We start from the raw sequence: 13,826 nt of genomic DNA on the forward strand, positions 1-13,826 counted from the left end.
GGTTATCGCGTTGCTTGGGCTGATGTGAATGGCGTGTAACCAGGTACCCGCCGCGAGAGCAGATCAGCCGGGTTGGAACCGATGCGACCCAAGCCGGTCAGCTCCAGTTGAACAAATAAAGAAGTAGTTTCCAGCTGCGGCGCTGTTGCAAAGCGTTGGGCAATCACCCGGGCGGCCCAACAACCTTCGCTGTACTCCAGGCCTGCCACGCCTTCAATGAGGCGGTTATCGAGCATGGAGTAATTCAGCCTGCCCACGCCGCTCCAACGCTGTGACAAAGGCCACTGGCCAGACACGTCGAACTGGTCAATCTGCGCTCGGGTATAACGATAACCCAAGTTGAGTTGTTTACCGATGGAGGGTGCATAACTCAGAGAGATATTTCCCCGTTCATGCCTGCCGGACTCGGCATTAAGCTGGGTGGTGCCATCCAGGTAAACAGATTGACTAATGCGGCCCCGAGCGTTGGCAAAAAAGTCGGAATCGCTGGTGGTCGGGGCTTCAAAGCCCTGCAAAATCACCTTGGGCGTGCTGATGTTTAAACGCTGGCCACCTGTAATGCTCAGCAACTCTTCGCTGGAGGTGTCGTCAAAAAATCGACTGGTCACCGCGACGGTGAGTTGGTTGGCATCGCCCACCCGGTCAGACCCGGCGTAGCGGTTTTCGGAAAAAATTCGTGTAAGGCTTTGATCGGTGACCACCGTGTCAAAAATCGGCTGGTCAGACTGGTCTCTAAACGGCGTGTAGAGGTAAAACAGCCGCGGCTCAAGGGTTTGGTTAACCTTGCGGCCAAACAGGGTGGTTTTTCGGTCGAAGTACACGGTGCTGTCCAGTGACACCGTGGGGATCACACTGCCCGGGCTGGCGCTTGCACCAGGCGCTTGGCCCCGTAAATCGTAGGTATTCGCCTGCACCGAAAATGCGGGCGTAAAAGAAAATGCGGCAGTTTGCATGGGCAAGAATACCCGAGCCCTGCTGACCCCTCTGGAGCCTTCAACCCGCGCCGGTGCCGAGGTGGGGCGGGCAAAGTCGGTGTATTGCCCCGACACCGACACAAATGCCCGACCGACACGGGTGGGGTTCAGCTCGATGGTGGCCTCGGGTAGCCGGTCGTAGGGCTCAATGATGACGTCGTTTGCAAACTGCAGGGTTTGGTGCGACACCGCACGCACATTGGCGTTCCAGTTGTTGCGGCGGTAGGCCACGTAGCCTTCTTGCAGCAGCACCCGTTGGGAGGCCACCGCCTGTGTGCGCGAAAAATCGACAAAGTATTGATTGTCAGACACGCGGTTTACATTCAACCCGGCAAACAATGGCCCTTGGTCGTACTGGTGCAAGAGCGACAATGCGTATCGATTGTTGCCGTTCTTCTTGTCATCAGGCAAAAAGTCGTACTTCACCTCACCACGATTGTTTTCTGTGAGGTAGCGGGTTTGGGTTCCCAATTGGTAGCCCCGACCAGAAATAAACTTGGGGTAAAGCGTGAGGTCTTTGTCCGGCGCAATGTTGAGGTAGTAGGGAACGGTGACTTCCAGCCCGCTGTTGGACACCGTACCGAAAGACGGGGGCAGCAAACCACTTTTGCGCCGGTCTGTGGTCGGGAAAGAAAAACTGGGCGCAGCCAGAATTGGGACGTTTTGGAACACCACCTTGGCGCCCTCGGCGCGGCCCACCTCGGCACTTTGATCAATTTCGAGTCGGTTGGCGGTGATGTACCAGTCGCCCTGATCGGCTTGCTCGGGGTTGGGCACTTCGCACACGGTGTAGTTGGGGTTTTCAAGCGTGAGCGTGGAAATCCCGTCGTATTGCATGGCGCTGGCCTTGCCCTTGCCCCCAATGTCTTGAAGTTCAAAGCTGGGCTGGGTCAGTTGGGTTTCGCCCGTGCCCAGTTTGACCGAGCCCTGCGGTGCGCGCAAAATCATGCCTTCTTGCTGCACCTTTAAATTGCCAGTGGCCGTGGCCCGATCGGTGATTGGCGAATAATCGATGGCATCGCTGTTGATCTGGATTTTTTTGCGACGAATTTCGACATTGCCCTCCAGACGGGTCTCTTCTGCGCTGTTGCCAAACAGGCGGTCGGCAGAAATGTAGGTGGCTTCATCTTCGGGGATCGCATTTTTTACACCCAACAAACCACCATCCAGCTTGAGCCGGGCAGGTGCTGGCTGGGCAGGCTGCTGCGCCACCGCGTGGCCACCAAGGCACAGCAACAGCAGGGCGCACAGCGGCTTCAGGTGGGGGATGCCCTGGCCTGTTGGCTGAGAATGAATGTTGCTCTTCTTCAAGCTGGGTATGTACTCAAATAGGGTGTGAGGTGGGCTTGGTGCCCGCAGATCCTACTATTATAGGCATCCTGAGTCCAATAAAAGGAAGTTTGCCGTTTCATGAGTGCTTCGCGTCAAGAATTGTTAACCCAGTGGCTGACCAGCCTGGGGCAATTTCAACTGAATACCAGCACGCTGGCCCCAGCGTCCAGCGACGCAAGTTTTCGCCGCTACTTTCGGCTGGAAGGCGAGGCCGGGCAAACTTTTGTGGTGATGGATGCCCCGCCAGACAAAGAGGACGTGCGCCCTTTTGTGCAGGTGGCAGGCTTGTTGGCCCAAGGCGGCAGCCGCGCTCCACGCGTGTTGGCCGAGCAGGTGGATCAGGGTTTTTTGTTGCTTGAAGATTTCGGCAACACCACCATGTTGCAGGCTTTAAAGCAGCACCCTGACCAAGTGGAGGCCTTTTACCGCAGCGCTTGCGATGATTTGGTGCACATGCAGGCCAACACGGCCACGCAAGGCTTGCCCTTGTATAGTGCCGAAAAATTGCGCATGGAAATGGATTTGTTTGATGCATGGTATGTTGAGCGCCACTTCGGCAACGCCTTAACGTCCCAAGAACAACAATGGCTGGAGAACATCAAGCACATGCTGGTACAGAGCGCTTGCGCTGAAGCTCAGGTGTTTGTTCACCGCGATTACCACAGCCGCAACCTGATGTTTTTGGGCTTCGAGGGCGACAGGGCGCGCCACGGCATTCTGGATTTTCAGGATGCGGTGCTTGGGCCCATCAGCTATGACCTCGTCAGTATTTTGCGCGACGCTTATGTGGAGTGGCCCGAGGACCAAACTCTGGACTGGGCAATTCGCTACTGGGAGTCGGCCCGCAAGGCTGGCCTTGCCGTGCCTTCGGATGCAAGCGAGTTTTACCGGCAGGTGGACTTCATGGGCATGCAGCGCCACCTCAAAATTTTGGGCATCTTTGCGCGTTTAAACCACCGTGATGGCAAATCGCAGTATTTGAACGATTTGCCTTTGGTGTTGGCCTATGTGCGCATGGTCGCGCACCGCTACATGGCCTTCAAGCCGCTGCTGCTGATTCTGGACAGGTTAGAGAACCGCGCCGCTCAGGTGGGCTACACATTTTGAAAGGCAGTGCCATGAAAGCCATGATCCTGGCGGCCGGGCGTGGTGAGCGTATGCGTCCGCTGACGGACCAGTGCCCCAAGCCTTTGCTTAAAGCCGGGGGCAAGCCCCTTCTGCAGTGGCATTTGGATGCTTTGCAACAGGCTGGCATCACTGAAGTGGTGGTGAACCATGCCCATCTGGGTTGGCAAATTGAGCAGGCTCTTGGGGACGGTGCGGACCAAGGGTTGCGCATTGACTACTCACCTGAAGTGCAGGCTCTGGAGACCGCAGGCGGCATTGCACAGGCCTTGCACTTATTGGGCCAAAGGCCTTTTTTGGTGGTCAATGGCGATGTAAGCACCAATTGGCCCATGGCGAGGGCCGTGCAAGTGTTGTCGAGCTGGTCGCCGGGGCAACTGGCCCACCTCGTTTTGGTGCCCAATCCGCCACACCACCCTGAAGGCGATTTTGCCTTGCAAGGCGACATGGTGCTATCCCGGGCCGCCAGTGGTTTGCCCAGCTACACATTCTCTGGAATCGGCGTGTATGCGCCCAATTTGTTTGAGGCAATCAGCCCAGGCACTGTGGCCAAGTTGGCCCCCTTGTTGCGTAGTGCGATGGCAGAGGGCAAAGTAAAGGGTGAATTGCACACCGGGTTCTGGATGGACGTGGGCACCCCCCAACGCCTCCAAGAACTGGATGATTATTTACTGAAGCAGCAACAGGCAGAGCAACCATGAGCAGGTATCCCACAAACCCACCCTCCATTTATGCAAAACGCCGGGCTGAGCTGGCCAAACGCCTTCAAAAGCAGGGCGGTGGCGTGGCGCTGTTGCAATCGGGGGTAGAGGTGATGCGCAACCGCGACAGCGACTACGCTTTTCGAAGTGACAGTTATTTTTACTACCTCACCGGCTTTCCAGAGCCTGAGGCCTGTTTGGCCCTGGTGGTGCCCCCTCGAGGCGATGCCAAAAGTGTGCTGTTTTGCCGAGCCAAAAACGAAGAACGCGAAATTTGGGACGGTTTTCGCTTTGGTCCTGCGGTGGCGCAAGAACGCTTTGCCGTTCACGAGGCCCATGCCATCGACGACCTGGAAGAAAAACTACAAGAACTCCTGGCCAACCAAAACGCCGTGTTTTTGCGGCTCGGTCAAGACGACGCTTTGGAACAGGCTGTGGCAGAGGTGTTAAGCACCCTTCGAGGTCAGGCGCGCCTGGGTATTGCGGCGCCCCATGCCATTCTTGATTTAAGCCACAGCCTGGATGAAATGCGCTTGATCAAAGACAAAACCGAACTGGACACCATGCGCCGGGCCGCCCGAATTTCGGCTCAGGCGCACATGGCGGCCATGTTGGCTGCCACCCCTGGGCGTTACGAATACGAAGTCGAGGCCGAGTTGCTGTACCACTTCCGCAAAAATGGCTCGGAAGCGGCTGCTTATGGATCGATTGTCGCATCGGGTGCCAATGCTTGCGTGTTGCACTATCGCGCCAACGATGCCCAACTTCGGGAGGGGGATTTGTTGCTCATCGATGCGGGTTGTGAGCTGGACTGCTATGCCTCCGACATCACCCGCACCTTCCCGGTCAGTGGCACGTTCAGCAAGGCCCAGCAGGCCGTGTACGAGGTGGTGCTTAACGCTCAGTACGCCGCCATTGAGGCCACCAAACCGGGGGCTCGCTTCAACGACCCGCACAACGCGGCGGTGGTGGTGCTTACCCAGGGCCTGATCGACCTGAAGCTACTCAAAATGCCGCTTCAGGAGGCGCTGGACACCCGCGCCTATCAGCGCTTCTACATGCACCGCACAAGCCACTGGTTGGGCATGGATGTGCATGATTGCGGCAGCTACCGCGACCCATCGGCCAAGCCACAAGACGGGGTAAGCCACCACACCAGCCGAAAACTCCAGGCTGGCATGGTGTTGACCATTGAGCCTGGCCTGTATATTCGGCCCGGCAAAGGCGTGCCCAAAGCTTTCGAGAACATTGGCATTCGCATTGAAGACGATGCCATCGTAACCCCCAAAGGCTGTGAAATTTACACAGCCGATGCACCAAAAACTGTCCAGGATATTCACGCGCTCATGCGTGAACGCAAGAAGGCCGCATGAGCACCCACACCGATTTTGACGTGGCCGTGGTGGGGGCAGGGCCTGTTGGCCTTGCTTTTGCTGGGTGGCTTGCATTGGCGTGGGGCGAGCGTGCACACCGAATCGCATTGTTTGATGCCAAACCCCTGGACCATTCGGCGCAAGACCCCCGCGTGCTGGCCTTGGCCGATGCCACCCGCCTGCGCCTGACCAGCCTTGCCTTCCCGAACACGGCCACACCCATCCATCACATCCATGTGTCGGAGCAGGGCAGTTTTGGACAGGTTCGCATGAAGTCAGAAGAACTGGGTTTGCGCGCGCTGGGGTGGACCGTGCGTTACGGCGAGCTGGTCAACAGTTTGGCTGCTGCAGTTGAAAAGCGCGGTGTGCAGGTGTTTCGCCCAGCGCAAGTGAGGTTTGCCCACCGCAGTGCCACCGACTCCTTGGAGGTGCTTGAACTGGACAGCGGCCAAGAATACACCGTGAACCTGCGTGTGGACGCCGAGGGTGGGTTGTATGGCGAGGCCGGTGAGCGTGACCAGGTGGTGGACTATGCCCAGTGGGCCTTGGTCAGCGAGGTTAGCGCCCGTGTGGAGCCCAGCCTACTTCAGGGCGGCAACACATTGGCCTTTGAACGGTTTACCTCGGAAGGGCCTTTGGCCTTGTTGCCCATATCGCAGGACCAAGCGCGCTATTCCCTGGTGTGGTGCGCGCCCAAGGCTCTGGTGGAGGAGCGCATGGGCTTACCAGACCAAGCTTTGATGGCGCTATTGCACCAGCAGTTTGGACGTCGCGTCAGGGTTCTGGAATTGTCCCACCGCAAGGCTTTTCCGCTGGGCATGAATTGGCGCGACAAGTTGGTTCAAGGGCGTCGTGTGGCCATTGGCAATGCAGCGCAAATTCTACATCCGGTCGCAGGCCAGGGGCTCAACCTGGGTTTGCGCGATGCTGCTCAACTGACGCGATGCATCGACCCCGCCATTGTTGCGGATGAGCATCGCTTGTGCGCCGCACTCGATGAATTTGAGCGGGCCAGGGTGGTGGATCGGCGATCGGTCGTTAAAATGACAGACTGGATGGTCAAAGGGTTTTCAAACAGCAACCCCTTGTTGGGTGCGGGTAGGCAAATGGCATTGAATGTCATGGAGTTCACGCCGCCCTTGCGCAAGCAATTTGCAGAGTTGATGCTCTTTGGTCTGGCTGTTTAATGCTGGAGTTTGTTTGTCATGTTCACCGCTGACGCCCTGCGTGCACGTTTTGCACAGCCCGATGTGGTTTGGCAGCCCGAGCCCCTGGAGGAGCGTTTTTTCACCGACCGGGAGCCTGCCGAGGCCGCTGTGTTGGTGCCCTTGGTGGACCGCCCCCATGGTTTGCAGGTGCTGTTGACCTTGCGCACCGCGCACTTGAACGACCATGCCGGGCAGATCAGCTTCCCCGGAGGCCGCAAAGAAGCCGAGGATCGCGATCTGATCGAGACCGCTCTTCGTGAAACGCAGGAAGAAACAGGCTTGGGCCGCGACCATGTGGAAGTGTTGGGTTGCATGCCGGTGTACCAAACGGCCACCAATTTTTTGGTCACCCCGGTGGTGGCTTTGGTGAAAGCAGGCTTTGCCTTGCAGCCGGATGCCTTTGAGGTGGAAGAGGTGTTTGAGGTGCCTCTTGATTTTTTAATGAACACCGAAAACCACCAGCAACGCACCTTGCAAACACCCAAAGGCGCACGCACTTTTTACGCCATGCCTTATCCCAATCCGGCCACTGGCAAAGACTATTTTATTTGGGGCGCAACAGCCGCCATGCTGCGCAACCTGTATCACTTTTTGTCTGCACGCGGATGAACTGTGAGTTACCTTGCACTTTTGATTGCCGCTGTGATTGAAACCCTGCTGCCTGAGGGTGCATTTGACGGCACGCGGCGCAGCCTGGCCCGCTTCAACCAAGAACTCGAGATCGACCTGGCCGCACTGGGTGCGCCCTCATTTGCCCATTTGCAGTGGTGGATCCCCGTGTTGTTGTGGCTATTGGGCGCGTACTTTCTGCATCAGCTGTTGTGGTCAACCTGGCCTGCCCTTGGCGGCGCATTCAGTGTTCTGGTGCTGTTGTATGGACTGCGTTTTCGGCAGTTAAACGATGTGTTGACCAATATTCAGCTGTACTTGAACCAGGGCGACTTTTACCGCGCGCGCGAACGTGTTTCCCTGTGGCTAAAGGAATACGATGGTAGCGAGGTGCACATCCATCGACCCGAAGAACTGGTTTATCACACCGTGGCCCACGGCGTGGAGCGTGCCTTGCGCCAGTACTTTGCCCTGGTGTTTTGGTTTTTGATGGTGCCCGGCCCCAGCGGTTTGGTGTTCTATTTGATGGTGCATTGGAGCGTGGTGCGAGAGCGTGAGATGTGGGAATCGCAGGCATTTCCGCATGAACGCGCCACCATGAGCGAAGATTGGCAAGAGAGCAAAGCCCGGGCACTTTGTAGTGCTCGGTTTGTATTGTTTGCCCTGGAGTGGTTGCCAGCCCGCCTGTTGGCTCTAACGATCGGTTTGCTTTCGCAGTTGGATGATGCTGCCCTGGCCTGGCGGCAGGCAAAAATCAACAGCCGTTTTTCCAATCGTGCGCCACTCACGGCGGTGTGCTTTGGGGCAGTGGGCCTGGGCAGCGGGCAAGGTCATGCCAACGATACGAACGATGAACCCATGGAGTTGCCGGTGCAGGTGTTGCAGTCTTTTCGGCAATTGATGTTCAAATGCGCCATGCTGTGGCTGTTGGTGGGGCTGGTCTTGGCCCTTTTGGGCTGGATGCCTGCAGCTCCGCTTTAAGCAATTGATAAAGCGCGTACCTCGGCTCATGCAGGTCATCGGTCTCTAGCGCCTCTTTGACGGCACACCCGGGCTCTTTTAAATGTTGGCAATTGGCAAACCGGCAGCGCATGCCCCTGTCCTGGATGTCTTCAAAAACCGCCAGCAATTCGGCTTCGCTCAAGTGATGTAGACCAAAGGCCTGAAATCCCGGCGAATCAATCAGTTCAAACCCGTCGCCAGCGTGCAAGCGCGTGTGGGTGGTGGTGTGTTTGCCAGCATTCAGGGCCAGCGACACCTCGTTGGTGGCGGCGGCCGCACCCGGAATCAACAAATTTATCAGTGTGGATTTGCCCATGCCCGATTGCCCCAGCACCAAGGTGCGCTTGCCGTGAACCAGTGGGTGCAACACGGTTTTGCTGTCGTGGGGTTGTGCGGTGATGCTCAGCAAGTGGATGGGTGTGTCGCTCAGTGTCCAGCGCGCAAGATCGTCCATCAATTGCTCGCGAAGTTCATCCTCACCCTGCAACAAATCGGCCTTGTTGAACACAATATGAAGTGGCACACCGGCATGCCGGCACGCCACCCAGGTTCTGCCAAGCAACTCTGGGGAGTAGGGCGGACTGACCGCCAGAACCAGCATCACTTGGTCCAGGTTGGCTGCGAACATTTTGCTTTTTAGTGCATCAGAGCGGTACAGCAAGTTGCTGCGCGGCTGTATGTCTGCAATCCAGGCTTGGCAGTCGCCGCTGGGGTCGATGCTGACCACATCGCCCACCGCGACCTCGCGCCGCTTGCCTTTGCCATACAACTGCCACAGGGTGTTTTGCTCGTCTTTTGCCAGAAAATGCCGGCCGTGGCTGGCCACCACAACAGCCAGATGAGGTTCGGCCGTGTTTGACGCCACTTTGAGTGGTTTGCGCGATGGTTTTCCCAAGGTATTAGCCCACGTGTCGCAAAGCGTCGTCCAGCTTGGCAGCACAAGCCCAGTCGTTGTCAGAAATACCCCCCGCGCTGTGCGTACTCCAGCTGACTTCCAGCCAGTTGTAGCTAAAAGAGGCCTCGGGGTGGTGGTCTTCGTCGTCGGCCAAGTGCATCACACCATGCAAAGCGAGCTTGACGCCTTCAAAATTGGCAAATTCATAACGCTTCCACAACTGGCTGGGTTGGCCGTCGTTGTTGCCCACCTCCAGTGACCAACCCTCGAATTCACCCAATTGGACCTGAGCCTGTTCAAGCGACCAGGCTTCATCGCGACCGCAGTGTCTGCAACTCACATGCAGCCAGTCCGAGGCTGGGCGAACCACCTTTGCGGCGCTCACTGCGCACCCTGTAACATTTTGAGCCGCCCAATACGAATGGAAGCCGGGGGGTGGCTGTCATAAAAGGCGGAATGCCAAGGGTCGGGCGTCAAGGTGGATGCGTTGTCTTGGTAAAGCTTAACCAAGGCGCTCACCAGATGCCTGGCCGAGCTTTGTTGGGCGGCGTAGGCATCTGCTTCAAACTCGTGTTTGCGGCTTAAAAAAGACATCACGGGCCGAAGCGGGAAGGTAAAGTAGGGCAGCACCATCATGAACAGCACCAGCGCCATGGCCTGGGCGCCGTTGCTCAGGTCAGGGTTCACACCCAGGCCTGCAAAAAACCAGGGTGAATTGGCCAGCACACCCAAGGCCCAGAACATCACCAGACTACCCAGGCCTGAGAAAACAAGGTGCTTCACAATGTGTTTCTTTTTGAAATGCCCCAACTCGTGGGCCAGCACCGCTTCGATTTGGTCATCATTAAGACGAGCCAGCAGGGTGTCGAAAAACACGATCCGCTTGGCCTTGCCCATGCCACTGAAGTATGCGTTGCCGTGGGCGGAGCGGCGGCTGCCGTCCATCACATACAAGCCATTGGAGTCAAACCCGCAACGTTGCAGCAAATCAAGAATACGCTGGCGCGTGGCACCCTCGGCCAGTGGGGTGAATTTGTTGAACAGGGGGGCAATTACAGTTGGAAATAACCACATCAGAAGCAAGCTAAACCCAAACCACAGGCCCCAGGCCAGCACCCACCACAAGTCGCCGGCCTCGCGCATCACATACAAAACCGCCAGCACCAATGGGCCGCCAATGGCTGCACCCAGCAGCAAGCCTTTTAGCCAATCAGTGACAAACAGCGTTTTGCTCATGCGGTTAAAGCCAAAACGTTCTTCAATCACAAATTGCTTGTAAAACATCAAAGGCAAATCCAGCAGGCTGCTCATCAAACCAACTGCTGCAATCAACAGCAGGCCCGCTAGCAAGCCCTCGGCCATGCTTGCCGTGTGGCTTTGTATCCACTCCAGCCCACCGAGTAAGGTAAAGCCCATCAAAATGCTGGCTTCCAGCACCACATTGACCATGCCTAGGCGAGTCTTCGTGATGGAGTAGTTCGCCGCTTTTTGGTGGTCTTCCAGGCTGATTTGCCCCTGGAATTCTGCGGGGACCGCTGCGCGGTTTACTGCGATATTGCGAATTTGGCGGCTGGCCAAATACAAGCGCAACACCACGCTGATTAAAACCACGGCCACAAATACATCTGTAAAAATCATGTTCGCTCGGGGGTGAATGGCACAGGCTGCACATGCATGCCAATTGCCGGTTATACACTCAGGCTGTGAGACAATCGTCGCCTTGAATGATTCAACTTTTTGAATGTACTGCAAATTATGTCACAAGCCCAAGCCCCTGCCACCCCCAACGAAACCACGCTGAGCCGAGACGACACCCGATTGGTCTGGGTTGATATGGAAATGACGGGCCTGGACCCATTCAACGACCGTATTATTGAAGTGGCCGTGGTGGTCACCGACAGCAATTTGCAAGTGATCGCCGAAGGGCCTGTGCTGGCCATTCACCAAAGTGACGAGGTGTTGGCGGGTATGGATGCCTGGAACACCAACACCCACGGCAAATCCGGTTTAACTGCGCGGGTTAAAGAGTCTACGGTGGATGAGGCTCAGGCTGAGCAACTCTTGATTGATTTTTTGTCCAGCTTCATTGGCCCCAATAAAAGCCCCATGTGTGGCAACAGCATTTGCCAAGACCGCCGATTCATGGCCAAGTACATGCCCAAACTGGAAGCCTACTTCCACTACCGCAATCTGGATGTGAGCACGCTCAAGGAATTGTGCAAGCGCTGGAACCCCAGCACCGCCCGCAAGTTTGTTAAAAAAACCAAGCACACGGCTTTGTCAGACATTCACGAGTCGATCGATGAACTGCGCTTTTACCGTGAGCATTTCATTGTGCCGCCCGAGTCTGCCTCTGCCTCGACCTGACAGGCGGGCAGCCTGGCGTAAAGGTAAAAAAACTCGTGGCGATCGGAATTTCGGTTGCCACTCCAAATCAAGGCCCAGCGGGTGGCTGCGTGTTGCTCAAATTCCTTTTTGGTTTGCAGCCCCGAGCGTATGTCATCTTGTAGCAGCAAAAACTCACAGGCTCGGGGTTCTACTTTGGGCCCCCGGTGCACAAAGCGGACCTGTGCATGGTATTGCAAGGTGGCGCGCTGGGCGTATCCCAGATTGTAATCACCCACGCAAAAATCACTGTGTGGATTGGCGTGTTCGCTGCTGTGCGCATTGGCTGTGTCAGTGATGGCGTCACCCAGGCTTTTGAAGCTTTTGGCATAGTCGATCCTGGGTATCCACAGGGTCATCAAAAGCAACCAAATGAGCACCACGCCACCACTGGACAGCACCATGGGTCGCCACAAGGCCTTGGTCAAAGAGGACGTGCGCCATACGATCAAACGCAGCCAGGCATAGCTGGCCATTAAGGCCAAAACCAGTTCCAGACCGATCACCTCAGGCACGTAACCGGGGGATAGTTTTTCAAAATTGGCCGCAATTTTTGCCGGGAATCCGAAGGTGGCGGCCGTCCAGCCCAGCCAAACCAGCACCGCTGCAAAAGTAAACCACAGCACTGCAAACCAGTCGATGAGGCTGACCAAGCCCTTGCGCATGGTCGAAATCCCGATGGCCGCCAACACACACAGCGGGGGGATAAGCGGGAAGTAGTTCACCTCATCGGCGGGGTTGGTGAGCAGCAGCACCATCAGCCCGGCCACAGCCGCCGCCATTGGAATGCGAATGGCTGGTTCGGCCATGGCCTTTCGGTAGCGCCAAAGGGTCCAGGCTGACATCGGCAAGATGGGCCACAAAAACCAAGCCAAGGTTTTGAGGGTGACCACCAAGGCGGCCATGTCAAAGCTTTTGTTGGGGTCAAGAATCAGGAAGCGGTTAATGTTCCATTGATTCCAGGCGTTCCACCACACCTCGCCTTGCTTTTGGGTCATGGCCCACAAAAACCAGACCCCAAAGGGAATGGCAAACACCAAGGATGCCCGGGCAATGCGGCGCATCAAGCCAAAGCGCATGGCACTGTGGGTGGTGGAGCTTGCCAACAACACCAGCATAAACGGCACCCAATGCGCCCAGCCACGCGAGAAGAACGCGATGCAAATGCCCACGCCCAGCATCCAGCCAGCGCCGATGGGTCGGTCCAATGCGCGAACCGCACCCAGAAGCATGATGGACAAGCCTGCCAGCTCGGCCACCTCGGGCACCTGCATGTGAGCCCTCACCAACAGACCCAATGTTCCCAGAAGGCAAAGCACCGATGCGTCGGCAACCGATCGCGCATAATCCACGCGCGTGGGCGCGTTGCCCAATGGGTCCTCCGGTTGCAATTCCACCCTTTTGGCCAGCCGGTAGGTGGTGTTCCAAATGGCCCAGCCGGCCAAAATCATCCAGAACACATTGCCCAGCCGCATGGCGTCGTCCAGCCAGGCGTGTGGCACATTCAGCCACAGCGCTATTTTGCCAAGCAGACCAGCCAGCCAGGCCGCGAGCAAGCCGCCTTCCACATAAAGCCGATCCCCGATGCTGGAAATCGCCCAGGTGGACAAATCGGTTTGCGCAAAGGTGTAGCTTTGACCAAAGCCAGCGGCATCGTCGGGTTTCCAGGGCGAGCGCGCAAACAGACCCGGCAGAATGTAGAGCAGGATGAGTGCCCACAATAGCCGTCTGGACAATCGAGTGTTAGTGGCAGCGGTGATGACCATGGGCCTTATTGTGGCTGGAAATCAGTTCTGAGTTGGGGCCATGAATGCAAAAGGCAGCCAGTTGACCTGTGCTGCCTTTGCTGAACTGCTTGTAAATCAAGACCCTTAGGCTTGATCGCGCGCGCATTACTTCTTGAAACGATCGAAGCGGCGACGGAACTTTTCAACACGACCGGCGGTGTCAACGATGGTGTTTTGAGCGCCAGTGTAGAAGGGGTGGGATTCGGAGCTAACGTCCAGCTTCACCAGGGGGTATTGCTTGCCTTCGTGCTCGGCGGTTTCTTTGCTGCTCACGGTGGAGCGGCAAACAAATTTGAAGCCGTTGGACATGTCCATGAACAACACTTCGCGGTAGTTGGGGTGAATGCCTTCTTTCATGAAATTCTCCGAGTGCAGCCAACCGGGCGGCCTGTGAAGAAGCCAACATGGCATTCCAGACAAAAGCCCAATCACTTG

At 56.7% G+C, this 13,826-nt stretch carries 13 protein-coding genes; 7 read left to right on the forward strand and 6 right to left on the reverse strand.

Annotated features, from left to right (window positions below; translation table 11 throughout):
• Nucleotides 1–2: 2 nt before the first annotated feature.
• Nucleotides 3–2,285 carry an LPS-assembly protein LptD gene (locus tag ACEQU8_RS01275; protein ID WP_370260915.1) on the reverse strand — a complete coding sequence of 761 codons (2,283 nt, stop codon included), beginning with the start codon at nt 2,283–2,285 and terminating at the stop codon, nt 3–5.
• Between the two features lie 99 nt (nt 2,286–2,384).
• Between ACEQU8_RS01275 and ACEQU8_RS01280 the strand changes: the two genes are divergently transcribed.
• Genes ACEQU8_RS01280 through ACEQU8_RS01305 form a run of 6 tightly spaced genes read left to right on the forward strand, consistent with a single transcriptional unit; the run spans nt 2,385 to nt 8,303 of the window.
• The gene (locus ACEQU8_RS01280; protein ID WP_370260916.1) at nt 2,385–3,413 is read left to right on the forward strand and encodes an aminoglycoside phosphotransferase family protein; all 1,029 of its coding nucleotides are present in this window, start codon (nt 2,385–2,387) and stop codon (nt 3,411–3,413) included.
• 11 nt (nt 3,414–3,424) lie between these two features.
• The gene (gene murU, locus ACEQU8_RS01285; RefSeq protein ID WP_370260918.1) at nt 3,425–4,132 is read left to right on the forward strand and encodes an N-acetylmuramate alpha-1-phosphate uridylyltransferase MurU; all 708 of its coding nucleotides are present in this window, start codon (nt 3,425–3,427) and stop codon (nt 4,130–4,132) included.
• Entirely contained in the window at nt 4,129–5,505 is a 1,377-nt protein-coding gene (locus ACEQU8_RS01290) for an aminopeptidase P N-terminal domain-containing protein (protein WP_370260919.1), read from the forward strand. The genes murU and ACEQU8_RS01290 overlap by 4 nt, the downstream gene beginning before the upstream one ends.
• The gene (locus ACEQU8_RS01295; RefSeq protein WP_370260920.1) at nt 5,502–6,692 is read left to right on the forward strand and encodes an FAD-dependent monooxygenase; all 1,191 of its coding nucleotides are present in this window, start codon (nt 5,502–5,504) and stop codon (nt 6,690–6,692) included. The genes ACEQU8_RS01290 and ACEQU8_RS01295 overlap by 4 nt, the downstream gene beginning before the upstream one ends.
• An 18-nt stretch (nt 6,693–6,710) precedes the next feature.
• Complete coding sequence (locus ACEQU8_RS01300; RefSeq protein WP_370260922.1) at nt 6,711–7,322, forward strand: CoA pyrophosphatase; 612 nt, start codon at nt 6,711–6,713, stop codon at nt 7,320–7,322.
• Between the two features lie 3 nt (nt 7,323–7,325).
• A complete protein-coding gene (locus ACEQU8_RS01305; RefSeq protein ID WP_370260923.1) occupies nt 7,326–8,303 on the forward strand; it encodes a hypothetical protein in 978 nt (325 codons plus the stop codon).
• Here ACEQU8_RS01305 and rsgA read toward each other — a convergent pair.
• From rsgA to ACEQU8_RS01320, 3 genes are read right to left on the reverse strand one after another with little or no spacing between them, the layout of a single operon-like run.
• Nucleotides 8,227–9,219: a ribosome small subunit-dependent GTPase A gene (gene rsgA / locus ACEQU8_RS01310; protein ID WP_370260924.1), complete on the reverse strand. Its 993-nt coding sequence runs from the start codon at nt 9,217–9,219 to the stop codon at nt 8,227–8,229. The genes ACEQU8_RS01305 and rsgA overlap by 77 nt on opposite strands.
• A gap of 4 nt (nt 9,220–9,223) precedes the next feature.
• Nucleotides 9,224–9,604 (reverse strand): 4a-hydroxytetrahydrobiopterin dehydratase, encoded by a 381-nt coding sequence (locus ACEQU8_RS01315; RefSeq protein ID WP_370260926.1) that lies wholly within the window; start codon nt 9,602–9,604, stop codon nt 9,224–9,226.
• Nucleotides 9,601–10,857, reverse strand: coding sequence for a M48 family metallopeptidase (locus tag ACEQU8_RS01320; protein WP_370260927.1), 1,257 nt, complete (start codon nt 10,855–10,857; stop codon nt 9,601–9,603). Before ACEQU8_RS01320 ends, ACEQU8_RS01315 begins: the two co-directional genes overlap by 4 nt.
• 117 nt (nt 10,858–10,974) lie before the next feature.
• Between ACEQU8_RS01320 and orn the strand changes: the two genes are divergently transcribed.
• A complete protein-coding gene (gene orn, locus ACEQU8_RS01325) occupies nt 10,975–11,586 on the forward strand; it encodes an oligoribonuclease (protein ID WP_370260928.1) in 612 nt (203 codons plus the stop codon).
• On the opposite strand, the gene ACEQU8_RS01330 is transcribed toward orn, so the two are convergent.
• Together ACEQU8_RS01330 and ACEQU8_RS01335 are read right to left on the reverse strand one after the other, a co-directional pair.
• The gene (locus ACEQU8_RS01330) at nt 11,535–13,370 is read right to left on the reverse strand and encodes a hypothetical protein (protein ID WP_370260930.1); all 1,836 of its coding nucleotides are present in this window, start codon (nt 13,368–13,370) and stop codon (nt 11,535–11,537) included. The two genes, orn and ACEQU8_RS01330, sit on opposite strands and share 52 nt — an antisense overlap.
• A gap of 126 nt (nt 13,371–13,496) precedes the next feature.
• Complete coding sequence (locus tag ACEQU8_RS01335; RefSeq protein WP_370260931.1) at nt 13,497–13,748, reverse strand: type B 50S ribosomal protein L31; 252 nt, start codon at nt 13,746–13,748, stop codon at nt 13,497–13,499.
• Between the last annotated feature and the right edge of the window lie 78 nt (nt 13,749–13,826).

Origin of the sequence: Limnobacter sp. (assembly GCF_964228395.1) — a bacterium.
Lineage (GTDB): Bacteria > Pseudomonadota > Gammaproteobacteria > Burkholderiales > Burkholderiaceae_B > Limnobacter.

Excerpts from the sequence above, each read along its gene's own strand:
- ACEQU8_RS01320 (WP_370260927.1), bottom strand. The coding sequence starts at position 10,857 with ATGATTTTTACAGATGTATTTGTGGCCGTGGTTTTAATCAGCGTGGTG.
- ACEQU8_RS01330 (WP_370260930.1), bottom strand. The coding sequence starts at position 13,370 with ATGGTCATCACCGCTGCCACTAACACTCGATTGTCCAGACGGCTATTG.
- murU (WP_370260918.1), top strand. The coding sequence starts at position 3,425 with ATGAAAGCCATGATCCTGGCGGCCGGGCGTGGTGAGCGTATGCGTCCG.
- ACEQU8_RS01280 (WP_370260916.1), top strand. The coding sequence starts at position 2,385 with ATGAGTGCTTCGCGTCAAGAATTGTTAACCCAGTGGCTGACCAGCCTG.
- ACEQU8_RS01295 (WP_370260920.1), top strand. The coding sequence starts at position 5,502 with ATGAGCACCCACACCGATTTTGACGTGGCCGTGGTGGGGGCAGGGCCT.
- ACEQU8_RS01335 (WP_370260931.1), bottom strand. The coding sequence starts at position 13,748 with ATGAAAGAAGGCATTCACCCCAACTACCGCGAAGTGTTGTTCATGGAC.
- ACEQU8_RS01300 (WP_370260922.1), top strand. The coding sequence starts at position 6,711 with ATGTTCACCGCTGACGCCCTGCGTGCACGTTTTGCACAGCCCGATGTG.
- orn (WP_370260928.1), top strand. The coding sequence starts at position 10,975 with ATGTCACAAGCCCAAGCCCCTGCCACCCCCAACGAAACCACGCTGAGC.
- ACEQU8_RS01290 (WP_370260919.1), top strand. The coding sequence starts at position 4,129 with ATGAGCAGGTATCCCACAAACCCACCCTCCATTTATGCAAAACGCCGG.